This window comes from Allobosea sp. 05T433, assembly GCF_056396065.1.
The window spans coordinates 36,262-61,624 of sequence record NZ_JBFTKS010000014.1 but is presented as its reverse complement, the minus strand read 5'-3'; the positions used below and the strand labels follow the sequence as shown (position 1 = coordinate 61,624).

Here is a 25,363-nt window from a genome sequence, read left to right as displayed (position 1 = left end):
TCGCCCCGATGGGGCCGCGCGACCCATTAGGAGGCGGTGTTCAGGCGCATCTGCTGCTCGGGAGCCTTCAAGGTACGGTAGACAAGGCGGGCCGCGACAAGATCGGCCAATGACGATCCGACGGCCTTGAACACGGTCGTCTGCTCGGCGGATTGGCGCCCGAAAGCGGAGCCCCTGCACAGTTCCGTCAGTGTTGCCCGCACGTCGGAAGCGGTGATGACCCCCGCATCAATCGGCTGAATGAGATCGCCGGACTCGTGCAGCGCGTCGCTTGTATCGACATAGATCATCGCAGCCGCCATCAGGCGATCGTCCGCTTCACGCATTGTCGGCGTGAAGCTGCCGATCAGATCCACATGCGTACCCGGGCGAACCCAATCACCGCGAAGGAGAGGGTGCGTCGACAACGTCGCTGCCGAAATAATGTCGGCCTCGCCGACCGCATGCTCGAGATTGTCGACGACGGTTGCTTGAAAACCATTGGCGGTGAGGTTGGCTGCCAGACGGCGCGCGCCGACGCCATCGATGTCCCAGACCGCGACCTTGTCGATCGGTCGAACGGCTCGCATCGCTTCGGGGACGAGGCTGGCAACCCGACCGGAGCCGAGCAGCAGGAGGCTTCGTGCGTTCTCACGCGACAGGAACCGGGCGCCCAGCGCCGCTGTCGCGACGGTTCGGCGGGCTGTAATGGTGTTCCCGTCAATGATCGCCAGTTGCTGGCCCGTCGAGCCATCATAGAGCACATAGGTCGAGGCGAGTCCCGGCAGTCCCTTCGCGGCGTTGCCGGGGTATACGGTCACGATCTTGACGCCGAGAAGGCTGTCTGCGTCGCCATCATGGCTCCACGCCGGCATCAGGAGCAGCGTGGCTTGCGGCTGCCCGGCCCGATCGATCGCGTGGTGATGGCGCAGCGGCGCCTGACATCCCGCCGCAAAACCGGTTGCCAATGCATCTATGAGAGGACGGTAGGCGAGAGCCGAAGCGGTCTCGGGGGCTCCGATTATCGTAGGTGAGGACATTGTGATCTCCCTTGCTCGCGGCAATGCACGGCCGTCGCCCGACTGCATGAGTCCAATCAGGCCGGTTTTGCTGTGATGTCTTTGTCGGCTATCGCTTGATTGCGTTCAGAAACGCCTTGGTTCTGTCGTTTCTTGGAGCGTTGAAGATCTCGCCCGGAGAGCCGTCTTCGACGATCTTTCCTCGTTCCATGAAGATCACGCGATCAGCAATGTCACGGGCGAAGCCCATTTCATGCGTCACAACCAACATCGCCATCTTGGTCTCGTGGGCGAGATTATGGACAACCTCGAGGACCTCACCGATGACCTCGGGATCAAGCGCAGACGTGATCTCGTCGAACAACATGATCTGGGGCTTCATGGCCAAGGCCCGCGCGATCGCGACGCGCTGCTGCTGGCCACCTGACAGTTGCGATGGATAGGAGGCGCCTTTTTCGGCCAGGCCGACCCGTTTCAAGAGACTCTCGGCAAGGTCTCGGGCCTCCTGGCGTTGCATTCCGAGCACCTGCACCGGCGCTTCCATGACGTTTTCGAGCGCGGTCATGTGCGGGAACAGGTTGAACTGCTGGAACACCATGCCGATCTTGCCGCGGATCGCTCTGAATTCCCGATCCGGTCGAGCTTTCGCAGATCCTTCGCCGCCGGCCGAAAGGATGTCTCCAAACACCTTGATCTCACCCTCGTTGGGTCGCTCCAAGGTCATCAGAAGACGCAGGATCGTGGTTTTCCCGGAGCCGCTCGGGCCGATCAGCGAGACGCGCTCTGACGGCCTGATCTGCAGGTTCAGATCGTCGATGATCGTGAATGCACCGAACGACTTCGAGACATTCACGAATTCAGCCGCCAGCGGCGTTTGGGAGGCAGTTGCGCTCTGATGGTCCATTCTCAGCACTCGATAAGGAGCAGGAAGCATACAAACGACCTTTGCACTCAGGCCCGGCCGTAAGTCGTTCTCTGCTCCAGGTAACGGACAAGACGTGAAAATGCGAAGCCGATCACGAAGTATATGATGCCGACAAGCGTGAAGGCTTCGAAGTATCGGAACGTTTCACCGGCAAAGTTCAATGCCGCTCCGAGAAGCTCGACCACTGTGATCGTGGCGAGAAGGGACGCATGCTTATACATTGAGATGAGGTAGTTGCCGATTTGCGGCAGGACGATGCGAAAAGCCTGCGGTAGGATTATTCTCGTCCAGGTTTTTACACGCGAGAATTGAAGGGCGATGCAGGCTTCCCACTGCCCGCGGGGGACAGCATCGATGCCAGCCCTGAAGACCTCGGAGATGTAGCTGCTGTAATGCAACCCCAGGCCCAGGATGCCCGTAAACAAGGGGCTGAACGACGGCCCGTAAAGTGGAAGCACATAGAAAAGCAGATACAGCTGAATCAGGAGAGGCGTGCTGCGGACGACGGTGACGAAGCTGTCGATGATCAGGACGGCGACAGGATTGCCGCCACGGCGGGCGACGGCGATCAAGAGCCCGACGGCCAATGCGACAGCCATGCCAGCGGCCGTAGCGTAAAGAGTGACGACAGTCCCTCTGAGCAGTGCCGGGAGGAGTTCCGCCGTGATTTGAGGGCTGAAATTCATGTCGTCGGCACCTTTGGCTTCCACTGGCCTCCGGAGTGCCGCTCAAGAGCCTTGTTGAGAGCAACTAGAGGCAAGGCCAGAAGCAGGTAGATCACGAAGATCGACATGTAGATGAGGGTGGGGTGCCCGTAATACTGGACAAGTTGAGCCCCGGAAAACGTCAGCTCCGTGATTGTTATGAGCGAAACCAGCGAGGTGGCCTTCAACAATTCCAGTGCGTAATTCCCAAAGGCAGGAAGCATGACCGGAATGGCCTGGGGGATGATGATCCGCCGGTAGCTCAGGCTGGTGGGCATATTCAGGGCGATGGTGGCGTCGTGCTGTCCGCGGTCAATCGAAAGAATGGCTGAGCGCACAACCTCGGAAATATAAGCCCCGAAATTCAGTGCCAGCACGAGGCATCCTGTCGTGAATGCCTCGAGCCGAATCCCAATGAGAGGGAGCACGAAGAAGAAGTAGAAGATTTGGACCAGCGAGGACGTGTTGCGAAATACCTCGATGTAGATCGCCAGCGGAATGGACAGCCACCGGGTCCGGGCCAGGCGAGCGAGCCCAACCGCGAAGCCCACCAGGAGCGCGCAGGTCCCAGATACCAACGTGAGCAACACGGTTGTGTATGCTCCCCGCAGCAACACCGGACTGATTTCAAGCAGGAGGTTCACGATTCATCCTGGAGCATGCGACGGTCAGTTCTTTGCGGCGCAGAGATCTGCCGTCTTGATCGTGTCAGGTGCGATATCTGCCGCCGTGAAGCCGAACGGCTCCAGCAGTCGCACAATTTCACCCGACTGCTTGGCTCCTTTGAGCCAGGCATTCCAGGCGGCGAGAAGCTCCGGATCCGATTTGCGGAAACCAACTGCCCCATATCCGATGACCGGATTGCCATCCTTGTCGAGGGGCGGCTTCGACATTGCGACATAGGCGAGTTCAGGATGCTTGTCGCCCGCCAGCAAGCCGCGGATGGTGATCGAGGTCTGCATCATGGCGTCGACCCGGCCCGCCTTGATGCCAGACGCCGCGGTGGGCAGATCTGGGAAGATGACGACCTGAGCATCAGGGATGCCGTTGATCCTGGCGTACTCCCGCTCGGTGCCACCGGCGACAACAGCAAGACGGGTGGCGGCATTGCTCTTCACATCATCCAAGCTTGTCAGTTTGGACGGATTGCCGGCCTTTGTAACGAAACCCTGCGTGCTGACCCATTCCGGCTCGCCGAAAGCGATCTGCTGGCAGCGACCGGGCCGGATTTGCATGCCGGCGCCGATGAAATCCAGTCGCTTGGCATCTAGTGCGGGGATGATCGAGACGAACTGCGTGACTACGCCGTCCATCTTGTCTACGCCGATCGACTTGAGAAACGCTCGGACGAGCGTCGGCTCGACCCCTGAAAGCTCTCCCTTGTCGTCGACATAGCCCCACGGGGTGAAATTCGAGAAGCCGACCCGCGCATAGCCTTCGCTCTTGATCGAAGACAGGCTGTCGGCATGGGCAATCGTCGGGAACGACAGCGCAGCGCTGACGATCAGGGCGCTTGCGAGCGCATTCGCGACACGGGCCGTCCGGGACGTGATCTTCATGGTATTCCCCCTTGTCTTGGCGAGCGGTTATTTGCGTTCCGCGCAGGCGTATTCGGCAGTGGTGCCTTCCTTCGGCAACGTCTCCGGCCCGAAGCCGAACGGCTCGATGATCGACGTGACGCGGCCGCTCTTCAGGCCCTTGGCGAGCCAGGTATTCCAGGCCTCACGGAGTGAAATGTCGTCCTTGCGAAAGGCCATGCCGCCGTATCCGATCGATTCATTGCCGGATTCGTCGCGGGGTTGCTCGGACAGGGCGGCGAAATCCAGGCGCGGATCATTCGCCCGCGAAAGCGCTCCGCGGATCGTAACGGTCGACGCCACCACGGCATCAACCCGGCCGGCCTGAAGACCCGCGATTGCCGCTGAAAGATCGGGGAAGAGGAGGCGGCGTTCCTGGGGGATGCCGGCCAGCTCCGAAAAGCGGATCTCGCCGGCGCCCGTCAACAAGCCGATCTTCGCGTCGGCGTGCCTTGCCAGGCTGACGAAGCTCGTCACGCCCTTGGGGTTGCCCTTCTTGACCGCGAAGGCCCGGTTGATCTGATATTCGGGGTCGCCAAAGGACACGATCTTGCAGCGCTCGGGCTGGATCAGCATGCCCGTTGCGACGATATCGAAGCGTTTGGCTACAAGCCCTCCGATCAGCGAACCGAAATCCGTCACGACGGGCTCAAGGGAGGACACGCCCATATCCGCGAAGAAGGCGCGGATGAGTTCGGGAGCCTGCCCGGTGACCCGTCCATCGGGCATCACGTAGCCGTAGGGATTGATATTGGCGAAGCCAATCCGGACTTTGCCCTGAGACTTGATGCGCGCCAGGCTGTCGTCCTGCGGCTGAGACAGCGCTGCTGACGCTCCCACCACCGCCCAGCTCGCCAGCGCGCCGCAAAGGAGCAGGCGCCGCGAGAGATGATCCGAGTTTTTCAATCCCATTGCCGTTGCCCCTCTGATGGATCGCGTTCAAGCGTCGTCGATCACCGCGATGACGTCGATTTCGACCAGGCAATCGCGCGCAAGCATCGCCGCCTGGACACGGGTCCGTACCGGCCGGTCGGTCTTGAAATAACGCGCGTAGACCTCGTTGAATTCGTCGCCGTACCGAACGTCGACGAGATAGGCGTTGACTTTGACGACATCGTCGATCGTCGCGCCTGCCGCATGCAGAGCGGTCTTCATATTCTCGAGGGAAAGTTCCAGCTGGCTCGCGAAATCAGGCGCCCACGTGCCTTTCTCGTCCCAGCCGACCTGCCCGGCGAGGAACACGAGCGCCCCCTTCGCCTTCACGATATCGGAATAATACTTGGCGTGCTGCCCTGGCAGGGTGATTGCTTCACGCATGTGCCTAAGCCTTTGTAAGGAGAGCAAGAGAGCGTCAGACATCACGTCCGATGCAGCTGAGGTGTAACATATTACCTGTAGCCGTCAACATTTTTCTCGACCCGCCGGAGCCGCGTCTCTACAAGCGTCGTGCCGTCACAAGGGCGACTGTCGATGTCCCAGCTACGTCTAAGCCAATTCTCAATTCCGCAGACGGTCAGCCTGCGTGAACGCGTCCGGCAGCTTTTGCTGGCCCAGATCATGTCGGGCGAGTTCGTTCCCGAAGAGATCTATTCGGTCGCACAACTGGCGGCAGGTATCGATGTATCTCCGACGCCCATTCGCGAAGCGGTCCTGGATCTGGCGAGCAAGGATCTCCTCGTCATCCACAAGAACCGCGGATTCTCCGTTCCTGCGACCACACCGGAAGAGCTCGAGGAGCTCCACAAGATCCGGCTCCTGCTCGAGGTTCCCTCCACGGTCGAGGCCGGACTGAAGATGGGGGAGGAGCACGCGCAAGAAACCCGGGCGATCGCCGAGGCCACTGTTCAGGCCGCGCAGTCGAACGACCTGGTCAGCTATGTCGAAGGCGACCGCCGCTTCCACCAGGCCTTCCTGGCCCCGTTGGCCATGCCGCATCTCACCGAGCTCATCATGAACTATCGCGATCGCGCTCGGCTGAGGGGATTGCGGGCCAGATTGGGAAGTCGCGAGATCGTGGCGGCATCGAAGGAACATATCGCGCTCGTCGATGCTGCCCTGGTGAGGGATGAGGCGCTGCTCCACAAGATCATCACCAACCACGTCGAATCCACGAAGACTCGTTGGTCCGAGGCCGGCTGAGGCTCCTCCTATCCCCGACCCACGAATGGCATTTTGGTCGCCATGACCGTCATCGACAGGATATTGGCCTCAAGCGGCAGGTTCGCCATGTGGAGCACTGACTGGGCAACGTGCTCGACATCCATGACAGGCTCGGCCTGGGCGTAGGTGCCTGCTGCCTTGGAGCGCTCGATCATATCACGCGCGATCTCGGTCAACGCGTTGCCGACGTCGATCTGACCGCAGGCGATGTTGTACGGGCGGCCGTCCAGCGCGGTCGTCTTGGTCAAGCCGCTTATCGCGTGTTTTGTGGCGCTGTAGGGAGCCGAGGCTGGCCGCGGAACATGCGCGGACAGCGAGCCGTTGTTGATGATCCGGCCACCCTGAGGCGTCTGGCTCTTCATCAGCCTGAACGCCTCCTGGGTGCAGAGGAACGGGCCGGTGAGATTGGTCGAGACCGTCGTCATCCAATCCTCGTAGGCGATATCCTCGATCGATCCTCCGCGGGTGACGCCAGCATTGTTGAAGAGCACATCAAGCCGGCCAAAGCGCTGTTTGCATTGAGCGAACAGATCCCTCACGGCCTCAGGCCGCGTGACGTCGCACGAGACGCACAAGGCGTTCCCGGGCGACCCGCCGAGATCGGCCGTTTCCTGCAAGGCATCGAGCCTGCGGCCAGTCAGCACCACGTGATAGCCGCTCTTGAGAAACGCTACCGCCGTGGCGCGGCCGATGCCGGATCCGGCGCCCGTAACGAGCGCTACCTTCTGAAGAGATGGCATATCCGCCTCCTTGGCCGATATCGATGTCAGGCGTCGACAGCGCCGGATGTGGTCAAATCGTAGATCGTCAGCGCGATCACTTCGATCGCGGCCATCAGCTCGTCATCCGAGACCGTGGGATCGCCCGCCTCGATCACGACCTTGCCGTGGTCGACGGCGCCGGGGGTGTATGCGACGGCCGCGCTGCCCCAGCCCGCCGTGAAATAGTGAAGTCCAAGATAATGCGACCAGACGATCGAACGGGCCTCACGTCCGGTGACGGCCTTCAGGTTGTCGCTCAGCGCCTTGTGCAAGGGATGCTCAGGCGGCGTGTACGAACTCGAAACAGTGTGGGGGAAGGAGACCTCCATTCGCATTCCGGTCTCGCGCGAAGCGTCAGCGACGAGTTCCCTCAGCGCCGCCATCGCATCGTCCAGCTTCTCCTCGGGATTCATGCGCCGATCGACATAGAGTGCGCATTCGTCCGGGATGAACGTCACGTCCAGGTTGGCCGCGATGCGGCACATGACGATCGTCGGCGTGTTGGCATGCGCCGGAACGATCTCCAGGGGCGTCTTGATCGCCGTAAATTCCTGAGCGAGTTTCCGAACTCTGTCCTGTACCGCCATCATGCCTTCGATGGCATTCACGCCTTCCGTTGGCCGCGAACCATGCGTTGCCTTGCCGAAAGCGGTGATCTTCGCCCAGAAGTGGCCTTTATAGCCGGCCGTGACGATATCCGGGCCGCCCAGGCTGCTGGCCAGAACGACCGGGCTGCGACCCATGCCCTGCTGCACCAGATAGCCCGCGCCGGTCTCCCCGCCGATATAAGCGTCGGGCGTGGCAGAGAGGAAAGCCGATTTGTCGAGCTTCACACCGCTCTTGGCGACGGCCTTGAGCGCCAGAATTTGGGCGATCGAGCCGGCGCGTTCCTTTCGCGGTCCCCAGTAAAGATCGTAGTTGTTGTTCAGATGGATGCCGATCTCGTCGCTTCGACCCGGCAGCATCGCCGTGACAAGCACGCGCGGAGCAGCGCGGTACACCGGCAGATACTCGCGTGAAAGCGACAGATCGCTTCCCCAATGGTCATCGAGATAGCTTTGTGGAATGTCGATCTCTTCGGTGGGAGCAAAGGTGGCGAGCTGCTTCTTCAGATAGGCAACTGTTTCGGGGTAGCCGGTCCCCGTCGTCGCATCGGCCGGAATGGCCGTCATGTCTTTCAGCATCACGAGCGCTTCTGCGCGCAACGCTTTGGCCGCCTCGGCGACCTTAAGTCTATTCTGCTCAGACAAGCTGCTCTCCATGGCCGAGATTGCAAGCCTCCAACGGGCTTTGGTCTTAGTAATATGTTACCGGTTACATACTGTAAGTCAACAGCGATCGACGCTCTGTTCCGCGGGAATGCTGGCTGTTCCGGCCCAGAGGCCGCGGGTATGCCGAAGGTGCCGCCCCATGAGCTCCCGGGCTGCCGGGACATCGCCAGCCTCGATGAGATCGATCAGCGCGCGGTGCTCCTTCGCCGAGGACAGCAGTTCGTGCGAGCCTCGCAAGCGCGTCAGGCCGTGGAGGCGTGTCTGATCTCTCAGGGTCGCAACCATCTCCACCAACCGGGAATTGCCCGTCTCTGAGAGCAAGAGCACGTGAAATTGCCGGTCAGCGGTGAGAAACGAGAGAAGGTCGCCCTCGGCTGCCGCTTTCTCGGTCTGCGACGCCAAGTCGACGAGGAGGGCACGTCCGGCGAGCCTGGATTTCTGCGTGAGGCTCACGATTGCCGGCACTTCGAGATAATGCCGACATTCGGCCAGTTCATCGAGGTCGTGGTCATCGATCTCGCGAACCGAAAAGCCTCGATTCCGGACCATGACGATCAGGCGCTCGCCGGCGAGATGGAGCAGGGCTTCCCGCACTGGAGTCGGCGACACCTTGAGCTGTTCGGCAATCTCTCCGATCGAATAGAGGCGGCCGGGCGCAAGCGCGCCAATCAGGATCTGGGTGCGAAGAATCTGGATCGCCTGCTGTCGAAGGCTGACCCCAGACAGGCCTTCGGCAGCGGCATAGGTGAGCGTCATCGAAATCAACCTCACGGGAAGACGAGCCCAGGTATCCCCGTGGCCTCAGGTTTGATGTGCGCCTGCCATTCCCGCGAAATGGCAGGCCCGACCCTATCGGTTCTGGCAGAGCGACTGCGCGGTCACGCTGACCGGGGCGATGTCATTCTCGCCAAGGCCGAATGGCGCCATGATCCTCAGCGCCTCTCCTGATTGCCGGGCCGCGCGCAGCCAGGCGTTCCATGCGCCCAGAAGCTCGGTATCGCCTTGCCGGAAGCCCATGCCTGCATAGGCGGTCACCGACTGGCCCTTTTCATCCACGGGTTGCTGGGAGAGTTCGGCAAACTCGACCTCCGGGCTGTTGATCTTCGACAGAATGTATTTCAGTGCAACGCTGGCACCGGCCGCCGCCTCGACGCGGCCTGCTTGCAGCCCTGCAACCGACTTGTCGAAGTCAGGGAACAGAATCTGCTGATCCCTGGTCACCCCAGCAATGTCAGCGAAACGGATTTGCCCGGCGCCGGTCAGCATTCCCAGCCGGGCGTTCCTGTTGTCAGCCACATCCTTGAAGCTCTTCAGCGCAAGTGGGTTGCCCTTCTTGACGACAAATCCTTGAAGCAACTGCATCTCCGGGTCACCGAAGGCGATCTGCTCGCAGCGCCGCGGCTGGATTTGCATCGCGACCGCGATCATGTCGAACCGCTGCGCCTGCAGGCCTCCGATCAGTGAGCCGAATTCGCCGACCACTCCTTCGACCTTTTCGACGCCGAGGCTCTTGAAGAACGCCTTCGCCAATTCGGGGGAGGAGCCAGTGATCTCACCCCCAGGCCCAACGAAAGACGTCGGAGCGAAATTTGAGAAGCCGACCCTGACCGATTTCTGGCTCTTGATCCGCTCAAGGGTGTTCTGGGCATAAGACGGGCTAATCAGGCCGGCGACGGCGATTCCGCTAAGGAACGCGAGGCCGAGTACACGGGAAAGCGGTCGCAAAAATCGGATCTGCATGTGCGAAATCTCCTGACGGCAGAAATCTTCAAGCTGTGCGAGGCGCCATGCCTTAACGGGATCTCCCGTCGCAGTGGCACTAAGACGTAAGGCGTAACATATTACTGCTACGCCCAATTGATTGCAGGGTCAACGCAGTGCGCTTCGGTGGTCGCCGCCACCGGCCATGGCGGGGCTGTTTGCCGGGAGTTGGGGCGGTGAATATCACCCGCGCCATGACCGCAGCTCTCAGTGAGGTGCCAAACCTGCGGCGCACTGCCGGTCAGCATCGGGTGAAATCGGCCTTCTTCGGGCTATTGCCGTCCGTGGGCGGAACTGGAAGGCGCTCGAGGACAGGTCCGCCGCTTTAGCTGGGGCGCGGACTCTCGGCTCAATGACGGACGGGGGCGGCCTGCGCCGTGCCAGCTGGAGGGAAGGCGTGCCTCGGATTTCGCCATCCCGATCATCAAGCCGGACCCACCGGCCCTTGTGACAAGCCGATAGGCCGCGTATCGACGACCGAGCGAGGGCGATCTCGGCTCTCTGCACCACAAAGTTGCATGGAAGCCGCACCTGGCAGCTTTCGGATTCCCGGCGCGCCGGAGGACTCCATCTCGGACCGATGATTTGGTATCGCTGTGGGTGAAGAGCTTTGGCGCACCGAGGTCGACTTTGCCTAAGTAAACACCGGTCTCAATCCAGTTTCACCCGTACTGTCGGATAGCAACGCGCTGTCCGCGTATGATCATGTTCATCGGGTGGCGGCAAGAGACCGGTTTGGCATTGTTATTTTGTGCCATGAGCAGCGCCGCTGTCTCAGCTCTTCAGCCGCCCGAAACATCGCCACACCGTGCCCGCAAGGGTCGTCTCATGCACCCTCTTGGTGGACTTCCGAACGGAAGACCAAGACGTCATGTGCAATGCATTTCGGGTTCGATGGACCATCATCCCCCAGACTGCTCCCCAGCCTTGGATTGCCTGCAGCGGATGCGGGGGCTTGAGAGCCTTCCAATCCAGCGGCAAGATCCGGCTCAACGCCAACGGTCGCAAGCTTGATGCGTGGCTGATCTACAAATGCCTGAGCTGCGATAAGACATGGAACCGACCGATCTTCGAGCGGCAGAATGTCCGCGACATCGATCCTGCCGTGCTGGAAGCGCTACACGCGAACGATCCGCAATGGATCCGGAGAGAGACCTTCAATCTCGAAGCATTGAGGCGCAAGGCGCAGCGCGTCGAAGAATTCCCCGAGTTTGATATCCAAAAGGAGGTCCTGCGCGACACCCTGAATTGGACGACATTGGAAATCGACCTGAAGGTTACGCTTCCGACCAGCACGCGCCTTGACCGGCTGCTGGCGTCCGAGCTGCGGGTCTCGCGTGCACGGCTCCAAACGCTTCACGAGGGCGGCGCGCTTCGGACGAGTCCGGACCGCACCGACATCCTGAAGCGGCGTATCAGAACGGGTACGCAGGTGACGATCGACCTCTCCACCGAGGCTGACCGGGAACACGCATGGAGACCCCTGGCGCAGGGCGGTCCGCTGTAACGACGTCACGTGGGCCTGAAATCTCAGGCCCACGTGACGTCATGGTTCATTCGCAACGGGCGTCCTGGCCTCCTGGATCGCGCGCCAGATCCGGGCCGGGGTCGCCGGCATGTCGATGTGGCTGACGCCGAGCGGGCGCAGCGCATCGAGGATCGCGTGGATCACCGTCTGCGGCGCCCCGATGCAGCCGGCCTGCCCGGMGCCCTTGACGCCGAGCGGGTTGGCCGTCGTCGGCAGCTCGACCAGCGAGAGCTCGAAACAGGGTAGGTCGGCTGCGCGCGGCAGCGCGTAGTCCATGAAGGTCGCGCTGAGGAGCTGGCCGCCTTCCGGATCGTAGCGGATGTCCTCCATCAGCGCCTGGCCGATGCCCTGCGCCAGGCCGCCATGGACCTGGGCCTCTGTCAGGAGCGGGTTGATCAGGGTGCCGTAGTCGTCGACGGCGACATAGCGCAGCAGCGTCACTGCGCCGGTCTCGGGATCGATCTCGACCTCGGCCGTCTGCGCGCCGTTCGGGAAGGTGAGGGGGGCGTCGCGATGGGCGCCATGGCCTGAGAGCGCCCGGCCGGTCGTCTCCCCGATATGGCGCGCGACCGTCGCGAGAGCGACGTTGCCGGCGCCGGGCGCACGGAACCAGCCGTCCTGGAAGAGCACGGCCTCGGTTGGGGCCTGGAGCAACTCTGCGGCGGCGGGTTTGGCGGCCCGGATCAAGGCACGCGCCGCCAGGACGAGGGCGCCGCCCCCCATATGCAGCGAGCGGGCGCCGCCATGGCCGCCGCCGGTGGGGACGCGCGCCGTGTCGCCCTGCACGAGATGGAAATGCTCGGCCGGCAGGCCGAGCTGTTGCGACAGGACCTGCGCAAAGCTCGTCTCGTGCCCCTGGCCGTTCGACTGGGTGCCGACCGCCATCTCGACCCGGCCGTCGGCGCGGAAGCTGAGCCAGGCATCCTCATTCGGTCCGCCGCGCGCGGTTTCCAGGAAGCAGCCGATGCCGAAGCCCCGCAATTGTCCGCGCCGGCGCGAGACGGCGCGGCGGCGGCGGAAGCCGGCGCGGTCGGCCGCCGCCAGCACGCGCTCGAGATTCCCCGTGAAGGCACCGCAGTCGAGGACAGCGCCAAAGGGCTTTCGATAGGGGAAGCTGCGGATGAAATTGCGTTTGCGCAGCACGGCCGGATCGATCCGCAGCAGATGCGCCGCCTCATCGGCCAGCCGTTCGATCAGGTAGTTCGCTTCCGGCTTGCCGGCGCCACGATAGGCGTCGACCGGCGCGGTGTTGGTGAAGACGCAGCGGACATCCATGCTCATCGCCGGAATGTCGTAGAGCCCGCCCATGGCGGGCGTCGGCGCGGTCGTCGAACTGCCGGGCCCGAGCGAGGAGACATAGGCGCCGAGATTGGCGATGGTTTCCACCGCCAGCGCCAGGAAACGGCCTCTGGCATCGAGGGCAAGCCGCCCCGTCGTCAGGTTGTCGCGGGCATGGGCGCCGCCGGCGAAATCCTCGATCCGCTCGGCAAGCCAGCGCACCGGCCGGCCCAGGCGCTGCGCCGCGATCAGCACGAGCGCATATTCGGGGTAGGTGACATTCTTCATGCCAAAGCCGCCGCCGACATCGGGGCAGGCGACATCGATCCGCTCGGGCCCGACCTTGAGAACGAGGCCAAGCTCGCGGCGGATGTCGTGAACGGAGGCGCCGCTGAGCGAGAGCCGGTAGCGGCCGCTCTCCGCGTCGAAGCGCCCGAGCGCCGCCCGCGGCTCGAGGGCGGCAGCCGTGATCCGGTTGTTCACGAGCCGGCAGGTCACGACATGTGCGGCGCGGCGGAATGCGGCGGCGACGGCATCGTCATCGCCGAGACGGTAGCGCAGGGCGAGATTGCCCGCGGCTTGCGGCCAGATCTCTGGAGCGGCGGGCTCGGCAGCTGCGGCGAGCTCCGTGACCGCAGGCAGGATCTCGTAATCGACGGCAATCAGCTCGCAGGCCTGGCGCGCCGCGTCCGCGCTTTCGGCCACGACGAAGGCGACGGGGTCCCCGACATGGCGGACGCGCCCGCGCGCCAGGGGGAAACGCGGCGGCACGATCAGCGGCGGCTCGGCCTTCAGCGCGAGCGAGCAGGGCAGTGGGCCGAGATCCTCGATCTCCGCTGCGGTATAGATGGCTGTGACCCCAGGCAGGCTTTTCGCGGCTTGCGCATCGATTGCAAGGATTTCGGCATGGGCATGGGGTGAGCGCAGCACCACGGCGTGCAGGGCACCGGGCACGTGCTCATCGTCCTGGTACTGACCCCGACCCGTGAGGAAGCGCTCATCTTCGAAACGACGCAACGATCGTGGATCTGTTGCCGCATCCGAAACCACATCGATCGTCGCCACGCCGATATCATTCATAGGCCGGTATCATTCATGTCGTCTCGCCAACCCCCAGCCGTCCCATCCTGCCGTAGGGCAGCGACCGGCGCGAAGGATGCGAACATGGCATTCGGGGTCGGCTTTTGAAACAGGGCAGCGCCGACCCACGAAGCGTCGGGTGCGTCGTCGCCCGGCCATGGAGCAGCCTGGTCTCGCGGCAATCGCCGCAGCGCTGCGCAAAGGCGGGCGCTACCGAAAGTGCGCCGGTGCCTAGGAACGCTGGTTGGCGGCCCGCTGCCGCGCCACTTCGCGGATGAACGGCATGAAGGCGGGCGGAATCTCGACCGGCGCCAGGGCCTCCTGGCGGATGTCGAACTCGGCGATGGCCTCGGTCAGCATCTCGAATTCATGGTCTTCGTCGGAGCCCCTCGCGCTTTGGAGCAGCGCGGCCGCTCTCAGGACGGCGGCCTTGCGTTCCTCGAAGGAGCCAATCGTCACGGTGTCGGCGTTCGGCATAGCCACCTCCCGTTCAAGATCCTCGCTTGCTAGGCTAGCGACGGAATGGGGGCTTGACGAGTCAAACGAATCAAAATTCGCGGACCTGCGACCGGAAGGCGAGGGCGCGTTCGCGGTGCCGTGGCGCGGCGGTTCGGTGAACGCAGGGAGTTCTTTTACCACGCGGTCAAGGCGCCCGAGCCGGCGGCTCAGTCACGCCAGCGTGGTCCGCTTCCCAGATCCGAATAGCCTCCCTGAGCGCTATCGATTCGCGGTAGCTGCTGCCGTCCTGCACGGTGAGCGCTTTGAGGCGGCGCCTTGCGATCTTATAATCTTCAACAGTCTCGATCGTGAACATCGGCGGGTCCGACCTGCAGGATTCCGGCCCGTGCTTGATTGTCGTTTTCATTGCCGCCTCCGCGATTCAGAATATCCGACAGTGGGGTATCCTCAACTGATGCTACTGCACGTGTGGCTGCTCGGCTTTGCGACAGAACAATGTCACCGCAAGCCACTGCGTGACGCATGACGTCTCGGATTGCTCGCCGTCGGGTCATGCAGAGCCTCGCTCCGCCAAGTCTGTTGCTGCCGGCCAAGTGCTGGCAGCGCAGGAACGCGATGCGGGCAGGAGGTCTACGCATAGAGCTGACCGACGAGTAAAATCGGGCCGTTATTGCGGTAGGTCAACGCAAACCTGTCTTGGCCGTGGTGGCACAGCGACATCGACTGCAAGGAGCGTTGTCATGTCATCCTACGCGAGCCTGATGGTGAATCTGGATCTCGGCCCTCATGCGGCCAGCCGGACTGCGCTTGCGGTCGGCTTGGCAGAGCGCTTCCATGCGCGCTTGATCGGCTCGGCATCGCGCTGCATCATTCCCGCGCTCCCCTTGGAGGCCGGTTTTTCCGCCCAGACGCTGATCGAGCAATGGCGCGAGATCGCTGCGGAAGAATTGCAGCAGATCGAGGCCAATTTCATCAAGGTCGCCAAGTCCGGCGAAAGCACGTCGTTGCGAACCGGTATGGACGAGACGGCACCATTTCTTCTCGAGCAGGCCTCTGCTGCCGATCTCCTGATCGTCGGCCGACAGGGGAGCGGCGACCACCGGGACTGGCGCTTCGCCGTCGATCCCGGGGCGATCGTGCTGGAAGCCGGGCGCCCTGTCCTGCTCGTGCCGCCAACCTCTGACCGCCTTTCGGCGCAGCGTATCGTCATTGCCTGGAAGAACACGCGTGAAGCGCGCCGCGCGGTCTGCGATGCGTTGCCCTTCCTGAAGACTGCCGAAGGCGTGTTCGTCGTCACAGCCGGAGAAAGCGCCGAGAGATCGAGCGCGCAAGACCTGCAGGACTATTTGCGTCATCACGGCATCACCGCCGATCTTGTCCAGGACAGCGCGATGCGGGAAGCCCGCATCGCCGACGAACTGATCCACCGGGCCCGGCAGGAAGGCGCGGACCTCTTGGTGTCCGGTGCCTATGGTCACAGCCGAACGCGCGAGTGGATATTCGGCGGCGTCACGCGTGATCTCCTCGATCATGCGTCGATCTGCTGTTTGATGAGCCATTGATCGTGGCGGCGTCCGGGGGGCGCTGCGTCGATCAGAACCAATCATGTGGGGGGCGGTTCGGAGCTTCGCTGATGGCAAGGCACGTCATCCCGCCCCTTGGCCATCAAGTGCGGGGGGACGCCCGGATGTTGTCCGCCTGCCTTTCGGTGAGATCGCAGACGCAGGCATCGCTGATCTGGGCGCGCTGCGGACTTGGCAGTCGCAGCACAGGAAGGCAGCCCGGCGTGGCGATGCCCCTCTGGGACTCATCGAAACAAACATGTTATCATTCCGTTAAGGAATTCACCGAATTGCGTCGCGGACAAGCCCAGCCGCGTCTGCAATCCAGTGGTGGGCTTTGCGCAGGTGAAGTCATGAATACGCTCCTTGCCCTCCCTGTTGTCGCCCTGATTGGCGTTGGCGGTCTCGTCTTCACCGCGAGTGATGCCGAAGCCCAACACCGTGGTATCGGCGCCGGTGGATACCGAGGCACTGCCATTGGCGGTGGCTACCGCGTTGGATATCGTGGCGCGTACCGTGCCGGATACCGTGGAGCTTACCGTGGGGCGGCATACCGTGGCGGTTACTACGGCAACCGTTACTACGGTGGTCGGGCGCTCGCAGCGGGCGTCGGACTCGCAGCAGGTGCAGCCTATTACGGCAGCGGCTACGGTTCAGGCTACGGCTACGGTTCGGGCTATGGCTACGCCGCTCCCGCCGCATACGGCTATAATGCCTATGGCGGCTATGGCGACGCTACCTATGCCACCACCACATATTCCGGCAGTGCATATTGCGATCCGGGAATCGCGAGCGGCTATCCGCAGACCGTCTATTACAACACACCGGCCTCAACTTACTACGGCGGTAGCGGCTATTATGGCGGCGGATACTACGGGAGAAGCTACTATGGCGGCGGCTATTATGGCCGACCTGTCGTTCGTGCGGGCATCCGCCGCGCCGCATACTACAATAACCGACCAGTTGTTGGGTACTACGGTAGGCGCTGGTAGATCTCCAACACCTGTAGGGCATCAGCGCACGCGTCGCGGTCCTGGTTGCTTCTGGGGCGAACTGCGCGCAGCGACGATCGCTTCAAGCCGAGCCCTATCCGAAGCCGTAATGTCGATGCTGATACCAGTACGCATCCCGCAATGTCGCATGCCGCAGCGGCGCGGGGAATCCCAAACAGGACTCTTCCGTCCCGATCAATCCACTAGATTGAGATCTTTGGTTGTTGAGGGTTTCAGAGTTTCAGTCCTCGGACCATCGTAAAAGAGTGGTCCCAGAAAGGGGCCACTCAGCTGGCCATCATTTAATATGCTGCTACGACTTGGCGACCGCCTCTATCGCGCTCGTCAGCGTGGCAGCGGGATTCGCTTTGCAATAGTCAGCGATCTTCTGGGCATTGGCATGCGCCTTGTCACCGTCCACCATGGCATTGCCGGCTTTGCCATGGACATAGCCGTTCACCCACATGGCGACGCCAATAGTCTGCGCGGCAGGCATAGCGCCAACCTCCTTGCAAGTGAGCTTCGACATGTCCACTTCCGCCGCCCTTACTTGGCCTGCCAAAACGATAGTTGAAGCGGCGAGTGCGATCGGAAAACAGAGTTTCATGGTCACGACCTCCTTCTAGAAGTCCCCCGCCTTGCAAGAAGCGCTAGTGCCCTGTTGGAAATATGACAGTCGTGCCAAATTTACCGGGACAGCTTTGTGGCCCCAGCGACGATCGCTTCAAGCCGAGCCCTGTCCGAAGCCGTAATGTCGATGCTGATACCGGTATGCATCCCGCAATGTCGCATGCTGCAGCGGCGCGGGGAATTCCAACCAGGACTCTTCCGTCCCGATCAATCCACCAGGCTTTTTGAGCCTTGGAGGATGCCGATTATGCCGAAGAAGACAGACAGGCCATTTCTTCTGACCTCCGTCGGCTCAAAGGCCATACCTCCGGGAGGGCCACTTTTCAGGGAGGCAGGCCACTGTCCTCCGGTCTTGAAACCATGTCCGGCTTCTCCATCTTATTTGGACTAGCGCGCAACTTTCCGATCGAGGAAGCGCCAGGATCAGCTGGCCTCCGACACTTCAGAGCGGGCCGCCGATGATCATCGTCTTGGCGGGCAGCAGTGAGAATCAAGCGTCTTCCTCTTCGTGCCTGACGAAGGAAGATATAAAATGGCAAAGGTTGTTTGCGTCCTCTATGACGATCCAGCCGACGGTTACCCGGCAGGATATGCGCGGGACGGTCTGCCGGAACTCGACCGCTACCCCGGCGGCCAGACACTTCCCACGCCGAAGGCGATCGACTTTGAACCGGGGGTTCTGCTCGGCAGTGTGTCGGGCGAACTCGGCCTGAGGAAATTTCTCGAAAGCGCCGGGCACAGCCTGGTTGTGACCTCGGACAAAGACGGTCCCGGCAGCGTTTTCGAACGCGAGCTCCCCGACGCCGAAATCGTGATCTCGCAGCCCTTCTGGCCGGCCTATCTGACCGAAGAGCGCATTGCCAAGGCGAGCAAACTGAAGCTTGCGATCACGGCCGGCATTGGATCAGACCATGTCGACCTTCAAGCCGCGATGGATCGTGGTGTAACGGTTGCCGAGGTGACCTACTGCAACTCGATCAGCGTCTCTGAACATGTGGTCATGATGATCCTGGCGCTCGTGCGAAACTACATCCCCTCCTATCAGTGGGTGCTCCGTGGGGGCTGGAACATCGCCGATTGCGTCGCGCGCTCTTACGATGTCGAGGGGATGCAGATCGGAACCGTCGGTGCCGGCCGGATCGGCAGCGCCGTGCTGCGCCGGTTGAAGCCGTTCGACGTGAAGCTGCACTACACCGACCGCCACCGTCTTCCGCTGGCGGTCGAGCAGGAACTTGGCGTTACCTTCCACGCGGACGCGGCATCCATGGTTGGCTTTTGCGATGTCGTCACGATCAATGCACCTCTGCATCCGGAGACAGAGAATCTCTTCGACGAGGCGATGATCGCCAGGATGAAACGCGGCGCCTATCTGGTGAACACGGCGCGCGGCAAGATCTGCAATCGTGACGCTGTGGCCCGCGCTCTGGAGGGCGGGCAGCTCGGCGGCTATGCTGGCGATGTCTGGTTCCCGCAGCCGGCCCCCCAGGACCATCCTTGGCGATCAATGTCGCATCACGGCATGACGCCGCATATCTCGGGATCTACGCTCTCCGCCCAAGCCCGCTACGCCGCAGGCACGCGCGAAATCCTGGAATGCTGGTTCGAGGGCCGGCCGATCCGGGAGGAATATCTGATCGTCGATGGCGGCAAGCTCGCGGGCGCTGGCGCGCATTCTTATAGCGCCGGCGACGCCACCCATGGTTCGGAAGAGGCGGCGCGCTTCAAGACCAGGACGTGATCCAATCGGAATCTGTTCCGCAAGCGGCAAACCTGAGACGGACAGCCGCTGGCTTCCGAGGTCAATGCGGGCTCCCTGAGGCGCCGTTGCCTTGGCCATTCCGAGAGCTTGCGCGCCTTCGCCGTTGTTCCGGAGAGGGGAGACGGCTCCGCCATCTTCAGCGATGCGCGGTTTCGCCAGCGACCTTGCGCAGAGCCATTCCGATCTGACCGCCGCAATAGGTTTCGTCGCCATAGTCCCTGCGGGCCTTCTCGGCCAATGCGGCCAAGGGGGGCAGGGCGGAGACGCGGCGCGCGAGCCCGCTCGTGAGCGGCGCGGTCTCCTCGAGGATCGATGCGAGGACCGGGAAGCGATCGGCCATCGTCGTCCACAAGGTTGCGGTCACGACATCGGCGATGCCCGGCGCCTTGCCGCCGAGGAGAAAACCAGCCTCTGCCGTCAGCCCGTGCCGACGCCCGGTCTCTTCCCAGAACGACATCCACTTCTCGAGGCGCGGCACGAATTCGCGCCAGCGCTCTTGCGTCCACATCGACTGGCCGCCTTGCAGCGTGATTTCGTCGATGACGTCATTGGCGTCGTTGACGATCTTCATGGTCAACGCCCGCAAGGGCGGCGTGGCCGGCATGAGGCCGAGCGTCTCGCCGAGATAGAGAATGATGGCGGGCATCTGCGCGATGGCGAAGCCGTCCGCGTTGTCGATCAGCAGCGGCGGCCCCATGAACGGGACCGGCACGAGCTCGACCGGCTCGTCCATGAGCTTTGCGATCTCGCCGTCGCCGGCTTCGCGCCAGGTCTTGCCGGCCCATGCCAGCACCGCCCGCACGAACTGACCGCGAAACGGGACCGACCAGTAATAGAGCGTGTAGTCCTGCATGGAGCTGGCCTCCTTCGCGATCGGTCTCCGCCGGCGAATACTTTTGTCGGAGCCTCGAGACCTGTCAGGTCAGGCACCCAATCCCCTCATTTCGGCACGCCATTGATGACGAAGAGGGCACGGATGAACTGATCCGGCGGGAAGCTTCCAAAACTGCGGGCATAGATCTGCTTCACGCGATCGGTGCGATAGAGCTCCGCCAGCGTGGCATCGACAAGCAGGCGCAGCTTTTCATCGCCGCGCGGCAGAGCCAGCGCATAGGTCTCGAAGGTGAAATACTGGTCGGAGAGCTTCATGCCGGAGCGGTTCTCGCTGTTGAGCAGGTGATAGCTCAGGATCCCGCGATCGGCGAAATAGGCGTCGATCTTTCCCGCCGCCAGGCTGCGGACCCCGTCGGGATGAGCCAGCATCGGAACGATCTCGGCTTCGATCCCGAGTTGCGTCAAAGTCGTCTTCAGAACCTCCTCGGTCGTCGTGCCCCGGAGCACGCCGATCTTCTTGCCGCGCAGGTCCTCGAGCCGCGTCAGTTCATTGGTCCGATGCAGGACGCCGGCGCCATCGATGAAGGTCGGGAGCGAGAAATCGACCATGGCGCGGCGCGACATGGTCATCGATGTCGGATCGCAGAGAATATCGATCTTGCCGTCGCGCAACGCCTCCAGGCGAGCCGTGGACGAGACCTCGACATAGTCGATCTTGAGCGCCGGCAGACCCTGCGCCTTCTTCACGCCGGCGGCGACTTCGCGGCAGAGATCGACGATATAGCCGGAGGGTTCGCCGCTGGTCGTCCGATAGGAATACGGGGGCGCATCGACCCGGAAGCCAAGCCGCAATGTCCCGGTCTCGCGGGCCCGTGCCAGGGTGTCCGCCGCCAGGCTTGCCGCCGATGTCGCCACGCAGAGAAATGCGATCAATAAAGCTTGCATAGTCGCGTTCCGCCCTTTGGTCATGGCGCACACTAAGCCGGTCGGATGGATCGAAGAACGTCGTTTCTGGCGGCCGGGGCTTGCGATGCGTGCGTATCGGTTCTCGTATTCTTGCCGTGTCTTCTTGCCGATGAGTGCTCCATCGAGGATGCGCCGCGCCTCATGACAATCCAGCAGAACGACATCGCCGGCATCACCATGTTATGCAGCTTGTCACGCAGCGGCAAGAATGCCTGTTCTCGATCCTTCGGGGATCGCAGGAGCCGGGTCGGGACCGTGACGCGATCCGAGAGATGATCGCCCCGGCGGCGCAGTCAGACTGGATGCGATTGCGCCCTATTGCCGGGGAGATCCACGCACAGAACGGCGCCGGCAACCAGCGATGCGGCGGCGATGCTCAGGGAGATGTCGAACGCCTGGGTACGGGCATAGATCGCATTGGCCATGAGCGGGCCGACGATCTGCCCGATGCCGAAGGAGGCGGTCATCAGCGCCAGCATGTTGAAACGGACCGCCGCCGCCACCTTGCGCGCGGCCGGCATGGCGATCGTCGCCGTGCCCATGAAGGTGCCGCCGACGAGCAATGCGCTCAGCACGTAGGCTGCGGGCGTGTGCAGCACAGGCAGTGCGACGCCGATCGCTTGAACGACCAGATTGCTCGCCAGGCTCCGACGTGTGCCGAAGCGCTCGTGCATGGCATGCCAGAAGAAGCAGGACGGCACGGCGCCAAGTCCGAAGACCGCCCAGATATGCACGGGATCGGTGGCCGTGAGCACCTGTCCGACCAGAAGGGGGAGATAGGTCGCGGTGACGATGTAGCCGAATCCGGCCAGCCCATAGATCACGATCAGCCGCAGGGGAGCGAGCAACTGCGCACTATGGGCTTGCCCATGCGCCGACAGCGGTTGGGGCGCCACCGCCGGTGCCCGGTCGCTGCGCCGCTGCAGGTTCAGGGCAGCAGCTGCGAGAGCCGCTGCCGCCACGGCAAGGGTGAGCCAGATCGCCCGGCTCGACAATGCGTTGAGATGCGCAAGGGCGATCAGCTCCGCCGACACCACGATGCCGATGCCGACGCCGGCGAAGAGGGCGGGCGCTCCCTGATGGTGCTTGCGATCGTGAATCAGCCAATGCGAGGCGGCCACCATGGCAAACGCGCTCGAGATGCCGGCAAGGCCGCGCACGGTGACGATCGCCCGTTCCGGCAATGGCAGGGCGAGCGCGCCGAGCAGGGCGACGGTTGAAACGACGGCGAGAGCGCAAAGCCTCCGGCTCGGGATGCCGGTCAGGACCGCGCTCAGCAATGCGCCGGCCAGATATCCGGCATAATTGGCTGCGGCTGCATAGGATCCGGCCTGCACGGAGATGGTGTGATCGGAAATCATCAGCGGATAGAGGCCGGTGAAGGCGAACCGGCCAAAGCCCATGCCGATGACGAGCACGAGCGCGGCCGCGATCGTGGCCTCTCGTTCATGGGTTCTCGGCATTGGCCCGAACCTCGATGGCCCCAACCTCGATGTCGGAGAAACCGGCAAGCAGGTCGCGGAATGCGGTGAAGGCGGGCGTCGAAAATCCCGGCCGGCAGGCAAGATAGGTATCGACCCGCATCAACGCCTTCTCCTCGACGGCGCCTGTGTGACGCAGAAGATCGAGCACGGAGCGGGGCATGATGCTGAAGCAGGAGCCCGCGGCCGTGCAGGCGAACATGGCGTGATAGGAGCGGACCTCATGGATGGAGAAACGCCCCTTCACCGTGCCGAAGCCGGTCAGCCATTCCTCGGCGAGCATGCGGTAGGTGCAGCCCGGCGCAAAGGCGGCGAGCGCCTTGGGCTTGAGGTCTGCTGCGTGCCGTACCTCGGGATGCCCCGGCGGAAGCACGAGCACGAGGTCCTCGCGGAAGACCGGCAGCGTGTCGAGATCCTGCGGGCCTAGCCACCACTCGCCCGATGGGACAGCGATCAGTGCGGCATCGATGCGATGGGCGAGGAGAGAGTCGATCAACTGCCGGGTCGGCGCCGTCGACAGATCGAGCGTGACCTCGGGCCAGCGTTGATTGAAGCGGGCCAGCGGCACGGGCAGCCGGCTTGCGACGGTGCATTCCATCGAGCCGATGCGCAGCACGCCGGCCGGCCCCGCCGGATTGACGACCTGAATGGCCTCGTCCGCGAGGTTCAGGATCCGGTCGGCATAGTCGAGATAGGTCCGTCCTGCCGCGGTCAGCGTCATGCCCTTCCGCTCGCGCAGGAACAGCGGCACGCCGACCGCCTCCTCGATCTGCTGGATGCGGGTCGTGACATTCGAAGGCACACGCCCAAGCAGCTCCGCGGCGCGGGTGATGCTCTGCTCCCTGGCGACGGTCCGGAAGACCGCGAGCGCGGCGAAATCCATTTCAATTCTCCATTGAGAAATCAATTTGGATGTGTATTCTCTTTTTGAGAATTAAAGTCAACGATGGTGCGGAGCGCGGGAGGCCGGGATGTTGAGCAAGCTGGGCGTTGAGGTGCCGATCGTGCAGGCGCCGATGGCGGGTGTTTCGACCCCCGCCCTTGCTGCCGCCGTGTCCAATGTGGGCGGGCTCGGCTCGATCGGTGTTGGCGCGACGGATGCCGCAGGCGCCCGCGCGATGATCGCGGATCTGAGGGCGCGGACCGAGCGCGCGTTCAACGTCAATGTCTTCGTGCACGGCCCGGCAAAGCCGGATCCGGAGCGCGAGGCGGCGTGGCTGCACTGGCTGTCGCCGCTCTTTTCGGAGTTTGGCGCCGCGCCTCCGGCGGCACTGCGCACGATCTACAAGAGCTTTGCCGATGATGCCGACATGCTTTCGATGCTCGTCGAGGCGAGGCCGCCGGTCGTCAGTTTCCATTTCGGCCTGCCGTCGCCGCAAGCCATTCAGCGCTTGAAGGGGGCGGGCACCACACTCTTCGCCACGGCGACCAACCTCGAAGAGGCAAGGCAGATCGAGACCGCCGGGATCGACGCGATCGTGGCACAGGGCATCGAGGCCGGCGGGCATCGCGGCGTGTTCGATCCGGCGGCTCCCGATGAGGCCCTGGGAACCGTCGCCCTGACACGCCTCCTGGTGGCGAACAGCACGCTGCCGGTCATCGCCGCCGGCGGCATCATGGATGGGGCCGGCATTGCTGCCGCACTCGACCTCGGTGCTGTCGCCGCTCAGCTCGGCACGGCTTTCATCGCCTGTCCGGAATCGGCTGCCGATGATGCCTATCGCGCGGCGCTCGCGGGCCCCGGCGCCTATCACACCCGGCTGACAGCGCTGATCTCCGGTCGGCCGGCGCGCTGCCTCGCCAATCGCTTCACGGACCTCCATGAAAGCGTGGCAGCCCGGCTGCCGCCGGATTACCCGATCGCCTATGACGCCGGAAAGGCTCTCCATGCCGCCGCAAAGGCCAAGGGCGAGCACGGCTTCGGCGCCCAATGGGCCGGGCAGGGCGCTCCGCTCGCCCGCGCCATGCCGGCGGCCGAACTCGTCGCCACATTGCTGCGCGAGCTGAAGGCGGCCTCCGAAGCGGCGCGATGACGGGCCGCTGACATCTGCTGTCGCTCGGCATCCTCAGAGTGCCGCGACCGTCCACCCCGTCAGGTAGCCTTGGCCATGTCCGCTCGCGATCGTCACACCCTCTCAGCCTCCGTCTTCGTCGCCTTATGCAGGGGCGACGAGGTCCTCTTGCTGCGGAGGACGGCGACAGGATGGATGGACGGTGCCTTCAGTCTTCCCGCTGGAGGGCTTGAGGCCGGCGAGACGATCGCCCAAGCGGCGATCCGAGAAGCCCTGGAAGAGGTCGGCGTGCGCATCGCGCCTGCTGATCTCGTCCACGTCCATACATTTCACAGCCTGACGGAGGGCCGGGACTGGGTCGGTCACGTCTTCACCGCAGCGCGATGGGACGGCACGCCCAGGCTGATGGAAACCGAAAAGCACGCTGATCTCGGCTGGTGGCCGTTCGGATCATTGCCGCCCGAGACCATTCCCTATGTCCGGCAGGCCCTTTTGAACGTCAGCCAGGCCGTCTCCTATTCCGAGTATGGCTGGGGCGGCGCCCGGCAGAACAATGCCTTGCTGGAGGGATAGCCGGGCTCGCTGCCCACCTGGCCAACAGCGAAGCGCGGCCCGCCTATCGCCA

The 25,363-nt window shown here is 63.1% G+C and carries 26 protein-coding genes; 7 read left to right on the top strand and 19 right to left on the bottom strand.

The genetic code is table 11. The features are described from left to right. Window positions 1-26: 26 nt before the first annotated feature. From lhpI to AC1DGP_RS19660, 7 genes are all read right to left on the bottom strand, one after another. Window positions 27-1,025: a bifunctional Delta(1)-pyrroline-2-carboxylate/Delta(1)-piperideine-2-carboxylate reductase gene (lhpI, locus tag AC1DGP_RS19690; protein ID WP_441506803.1), complete on the bottom strand. Its 999-nt coding sequence runs from the start codon at window positions 1,023-1,025 to the stop codon at window positions 27-29. Between the two features lie 82 nt (window positions 1,026-1,107). Further along, on the bottom strand, window positions 1,108-1,902 hold the full coding sequence (gene ehuA / locus AC1DGP_RS19685) for an ectoine/hydroxyectoine ABC transporter ATP-binding protein EhuA (protein WP_441506755.1): 795 nt from the start codon (window positions 1,900-1,902) through the stop codon (window positions 1,108-1,110). Window positions 1,903-1,949: 47 nt separating this feature from the next. Next, window positions 1,950-2,609, bottom strand: coding sequence for an ectoine/hydroxyectoine ABC transporter permease subunit EhuD (ehuD, locus tag AC1DGP_RS19680; protein ID WP_441491194.1), 660 nt, complete (start codon window positions 2,607-2,609; stop codon window positions 1,950-1,952). Further along, window positions 2,606-3,271, bottom strand: coding sequence for an amino acid ABC transporter permease (locus AC1DGP_RS19675; protein ID WP_162768001.1), 666 nt, complete (start codon window positions 3,269-3,271; stop codon window positions 2,606-2,608). The genes ehuD and AC1DGP_RS19675 overlap by 4 nt, the downstream gene beginning before the upstream one ends. 24 nt (window positions 3,272-3,295) lie before the next feature. Next, the gene (gene ehuB / locus AC1DGP_RS19670) at window positions 3,296-4,186 is read right to left on the bottom strand and encodes an ectoine/hydroxyectoine ABC transporter substrate-binding protein EhuB (RefSeq protein ID WP_441491196.1); all 891 of its coding nucleotides are present in this window, start codon (window positions 4,184-4,186) and stop codon (window positions 3,296-3,298) included. Between the two features lie 27 nt (window positions 4,187-4,213). Further along, complete coding sequence (ehuB, locus tag AC1DGP_RS19665; protein ID WP_476769167.1) at window positions 4,214-5,116, bottom strand: ectoine/hydroxyectoine ABC transporter substrate-binding protein EhuB; 903 nt, start codon at window positions 5,114-5,116, stop codon at window positions 4,214-4,216. Between the two features lie 27 nt (window positions 5,117-5,143). Then, window positions 5,144-5,521, bottom strand: coding sequence for a RidA family protein (locus AC1DGP_RS19660; protein ID WP_441506757.1), 378 nt, complete (start codon window positions 5,519-5,521; stop codon window positions 5,144-5,146). Window positions 5,522-5,674: 153 nt separating this feature from the next. On the opposite strand from AC1DGP_RS19660, the gene AC1DGP_RS19655 reads away from it, so the two are divergent. After that, entirely contained in the window at window positions 5,675-6,343 is a 669-nt protein-coding gene (locus AC1DGP_RS19655) for a GntR family transcriptional regulator (protein ID WP_441506758.1), read from the top strand. 8 nt (window positions 6,344-6,351) lie between these two features. On the opposite strand, the gene AC1DGP_RS19650 is transcribed toward AC1DGP_RS19655, so the two are convergent. The 4 genes from AC1DGP_RS19650 to ehuB (AC1DGP_RS19635) form a co-directional block, all read right to left on the bottom strand. Further along, window positions 6,352-7,104, bottom strand: coding sequence for an SDR family oxidoreductase (locus AC1DGP_RS19650; RefSeq protein WP_441506759.1), 753 nt, complete (start codon window positions 7,102-7,104; stop codon window positions 6,352-6,354). 26 nt (window positions 7,105-7,130) lie between these two features. Next, window positions 7,131-8,387, bottom strand: coding sequence for a peptidase dimerization domain-containing protein (locus tag AC1DGP_RS19645; protein ID WP_441506760.1), 1,257 nt, complete (start codon window positions 8,385-8,387; stop codon window positions 7,131-7,133). Between the two features lie 66 nt (window positions 8,388-8,453). Continuing rightward, complete coding sequence (locus tag AC1DGP_RS19640) at window positions 8,454-9,152, bottom strand: GntR family transcriptional regulator (RefSeq protein WP_441506761.1); 699 nt, start codon at window positions 9,150-9,152, stop codon at window positions 8,454-8,456. Window positions 9,153-9,245: 93 nt separating this feature from the next. Then, complete coding sequence (gene ehuB / locus AC1DGP_RS19635; RefSeq protein WP_441506762.1) at window positions 9,246-10,136, bottom strand: ectoine/hydroxyectoine ABC transporter substrate-binding protein EhuB; 891 nt, start codon at window positions 10,134-10,136, stop codon at window positions 9,246-9,248. A gap of 892 nt (window positions 10,137-11,028) precedes the next feature. Between ehuB (AC1DGP_RS19635) and AC1DGP_RS19630 the strand changes: the two genes are divergently transcribed. After that, a complete protein-coding gene (locus AC1DGP_RS19630; RefSeq protein WP_441506804.1) occupies window positions 11,029-11,664 on the top strand; it encodes a DUF1062 domain-containing protein in 636 nt (211 codons plus the stop codon). Window positions 11,665-11,703: 39 nt separating this feature from the next. On the opposite strand, the gene AC1DGP_RS19625 is transcribed toward AC1DGP_RS19630, so the two are convergent. The 3 genes from AC1DGP_RS19625 to AC1DGP_RS19615 form a co-directional block, all read right to left on the bottom strand. Beyond that, on the bottom strand, window positions 11,704-14,043 hold the full coding sequence (locus AC1DGP_RS19625; RefSeq protein ID WP_476832434.1) for a xanthine dehydrogenase family protein molybdopterin-binding subunit: 2,340 nt from the start codon (window positions 14,041-14,043) through the stop codon (window positions 11,704-11,706). A gap of 231 nt (window positions 14,044-14,274) precedes the next feature. Next, complete coding sequence (locus AC1DGP_RS19620) at window positions 14,275-14,520, bottom strand: hypothetical protein (protein ID WP_476832433.1); 246 nt, start codon at window positions 14,518-14,520, stop codon at window positions 14,275-14,277. Window positions 14,521-14,686: 166 nt separating this feature from the next. Further along, window positions 14,687-14,908, bottom strand: coding sequence for a hypothetical protein (locus AC1DGP_RS19615; protein ID WP_441506765.1), 222 nt, complete (start codon window positions 14,906-14,908; stop codon window positions 14,687-14,689). 334 nt (window positions 14,909-15,242) lie between these two features. Here AC1DGP_RS19615 and AC1DGP_RS19610 point away from each other — a divergent pair, with 334 nt between their 5' ends. Next, complete coding sequence (locus tag AC1DGP_RS19610; RefSeq protein ID WP_441506766.1) at window positions 15,243-16,064, top strand: universal stress protein; 822 nt, start codon at window positions 15,243-15,245, stop codon at window positions 16,062-16,064. A gap of 224 nt (window positions 16,065-16,288) precedes the next feature. Beyond that, window positions 16,289-17,056: a hypothetical protein gene (locus AC1DGP_RS19605; RefSeq protein ID WP_441506767.1), complete on the top strand. Its 768-nt coding sequence runs from the start codon at window positions 16,289-16,291 to the stop codon at window positions 17,054-17,056. Between the two features lie 313 nt (window positions 17,057-17,369). Here AC1DGP_RS19605 and AC1DGP_RS19600 read toward each other — a convergent pair whose 3' ends face one another. Continuing rightward, complete coding sequence (locus tag AC1DGP_RS19600; protein ID WP_441506805.1) at window positions 17,370-17,663, bottom strand: HdeA/HdeB family chaperone; 294 nt, start codon at window positions 17,661-17,663, stop codon at window positions 17,370-17,372. Between the two features lie 555 nt (window positions 17,664-18,218). Here AC1DGP_RS19600 and AC1DGP_RS19595 point away from each other — a divergent pair. After that, window positions 18,219-19,424 carry an NAD-dependent formate dehydrogenase gene (locus AC1DGP_RS19595; RefSeq protein ID WP_441506768.1) on the top strand — a complete coding sequence of 402 codons (1,206 nt, stop codon included), beginning with the start codon at window positions 18,219-18,221 and terminating at the stop codon, window positions 19,422-19,424. Between the two features lie 157 nt (window positions 19,425-19,581). On the opposite strand, the gene AC1DGP_RS19590 is transcribed toward AC1DGP_RS19595, so the two are convergent. The 4 genes from AC1DGP_RS19590 to AC1DGP_RS19575 form a co-directional block, all read right to left on the bottom strand. Further along, window positions 19,582-20,298: a glutathione S-transferase gene (locus AC1DGP_RS19590; protein WP_441506769.1), complete on the bottom strand. Its 717-nt coding sequence runs from the start codon at window positions 20,296-20,298 to the stop codon at window positions 19,582-19,584. A gap of 86 nt (window positions 20,299-20,384) precedes the next feature. Then, complete coding sequence (locus AC1DGP_RS19585) at window positions 20,385-21,224, bottom strand: amino acid ABC transporter substrate-binding protein (RefSeq protein WP_441491212.1); 840 nt, start codon at window positions 21,222-21,224, stop codon at window positions 20,385-20,387. A gap of 314 nt (window positions 21,225-21,538) precedes the next feature. Continuing rightward, window positions 21,539-22,708 carry a YbfB/YjiJ family MFS transporter gene (locus AC1DGP_RS19580; RefSeq protein ID WP_441506770.1) on the bottom strand — a complete coding sequence of 390 codons (1,170 nt, stop codon included), beginning with the start codon at window positions 22,706-22,708 and terminating at the stop codon, window positions 21,539-21,541. Beyond that, complete coding sequence (locus tag AC1DGP_RS19575; protein WP_441506771.1) at window positions 22,692-23,609, bottom strand: LysR family transcriptional regulator; 918 nt, start codon at window positions 23,607-23,609, stop codon at window positions 22,692-22,694. The genes AC1DGP_RS19580 and AC1DGP_RS19575 overlap by 17 nt, the downstream gene beginning before the upstream one ends. An 88-nt stretch (window positions 23,610-23,697) precedes the next feature. On the opposite strand from AC1DGP_RS19575, the gene AC1DGP_RS19570 reads away from it, so the two are divergent. Next, a complete protein-coding gene (locus tag AC1DGP_RS19570) occupies window positions 23,698-24,759 on the top strand; it encodes an NAD(P)H-dependent flavin oxidoreductase (protein WP_441506772.1) in 1,062 nt (353 codons plus the stop codon). Window positions 24,760-24,834: 75 nt separating this feature from the next. After that, a complete protein-coding gene (locus AC1DGP_RS19565; RefSeq protein ID WP_441506773.1) occupies window positions 24,835-25,311 on the top strand; it encodes an NUDIX hydrolase in 477 nt (158 codons plus the stop codon). The last annotated feature ends 52 nt before the right edge of the window (window positions 25,312-25,363 follow it).

Excerpts from the sequence above, each read along its gene's own strand:
- ehuA (WP_441506755.1), bottom strand. The coding sequence starts at position 1,902 with ATGGACCATCAGAGCGCAACTGCCTCCCAAACGCCGCTGGCGGCTGAA.
- ehuD (WP_441491194.1), bottom strand. The coding sequence starts at position 2,609 with ATGAATTTCAGCCCTCAAATCACGGCGGAACTCCTCCCGGCACTGCTC.
- ehuB (WP_441491196.1), bottom strand. The coding sequence starts at position 4,186 with ATGAAGATCACGTCCCGGACGGCCCGTGTCGCGAATGCGCTCGCAAGC.
- ehuB (WP_476769167.1), bottom strand. The coding sequence starts at position 5,116 with ATGGGATTGAAAAACTCGGATCATCTCTCGCGGCGCCTGCTCCTTTGC.
- AC1DGP_RS19660 (WP_441506757.1), bottom strand. The coding sequence starts at position 5,521 with ATGCGTGAAGCAATCACCCTGCCAGGGCAGCACGCCAAGTATTATTCC.
- AC1DGP_RS19655 (WP_441506758.1), top strand. The coding sequence starts at position 5,675 with ATGTCCCAGCTACGTCTAAGCCAATTCTCAATTCCGCAGACGGTCAGC.
- AC1DGP_RS19650 (WP_441506759.1), bottom strand. The coding sequence starts at position 7,104 with ATGCCATCTCTTCAGAAGGTAGCGCTCGTTACGGGCGCCGGATCCGGC.
- AC1DGP_RS19645 (WP_441506760.1), bottom strand. The coding sequence starts at position 8,387 with ATGGAGAGCAGCTTGTCTGAGCAGAATAGACTTAAGGTCGCCGAGGCG.
- AC1DGP_RS19640 (WP_441506761.1), bottom strand. The coding sequence starts at position 9,152 with ATGACGCTCACCTATGCCGCTGCCGAAGGCCTGTCTGGGGTCAGCCTT.
- ehuB (WP_441506762.1), bottom strand. The coding sequence starts at position 10,136 with ATGCAGATCCGATTTTTGCGACCGCTTTCCCGTGTACTCGGCCTCGCG.
- AC1DGP_RS19630 (WP_441506804.1), top strand. The coding sequence starts at position 11,029 with ATGTGCAATGCATTTCGGGTTCGATGGACCATCATCCCCCAGACTGCT.
- AC1DGP_RS19620 (WP_476832433.1), bottom strand. The coding sequence starts at position 14,520 with ATGCCGAACGCCGACACCGTGACGATTGGCTCCTTCGAGGAACGCAAG.
- AC1DGP_RS19615 (WP_441506765.1), bottom strand. The coding sequence starts at position 14,908 with ATGAAAACGACAATCAAGCACGGGCCGGAATCCTGCAGGTCGGACCCG.
- AC1DGP_RS19610 (WP_441506766.1), top strand. The coding sequence starts at position 15,243 with ATGTCATCCTACGCGAGCCTGATGGTGAATCTGGATCTCGGCCCTCAT.
- AC1DGP_RS19600 (WP_441506805.1), bottom strand. The coding sequence starts at position 17,663 with ATGAAACTCTGTTTTCCGATCGCACTCGCCGCTTCAACTATCGTTTTG.
- AC1DGP_RS19595 (WP_441506768.1), top strand. The coding sequence starts at position 18,219 with ATGGCAAAGGTTGTTTGCGTCCTCTATGACGATCCAGCCGACGGTTAC.
- AC1DGP_RS19590 (WP_441506769.1), bottom strand. The coding sequence starts at position 20,298 with ATGCAGGACTACACGCTCTATTACTGGTCGGTCCCGTTTCGCGGTCAG.
- AC1DGP_RS19585 (WP_441491212.1), bottom strand. The coding sequence starts at position 21,224 with ATGCAAGCTTTATTGATCGCATTTCTCTGCGTGGCGACATCGGCGGCA.
- AC1DGP_RS19580 (WP_441506770.1), bottom strand. The coding sequence starts at position 22,708 with ATGCCGAGAACCCATGAACGAGAGGCCACGATCGCGGCCGCGCTCGTG.
- AC1DGP_RS19575 (WP_441506771.1), bottom strand. The coding sequence starts at position 23,609 with ATGGATTTCGCCGCGCTCGCGGTCTTCCGGACCGTCGCCAGGGAGCAG.
- AC1DGP_RS19570 (WP_441506772.1), top strand. The coding sequence starts at position 23,698 with ATGTTGAGCAAGCTGGGCGTTGAGGTGCCGATCGTGCAGGCGCCGATG.
- AC1DGP_RS19565 (WP_441506773.1), top strand. The coding sequence starts at position 24,835 with ATGTCCGCTCGCGATCGTCACACCCTCTCAGCCTCCGTCTTCGTCGCC.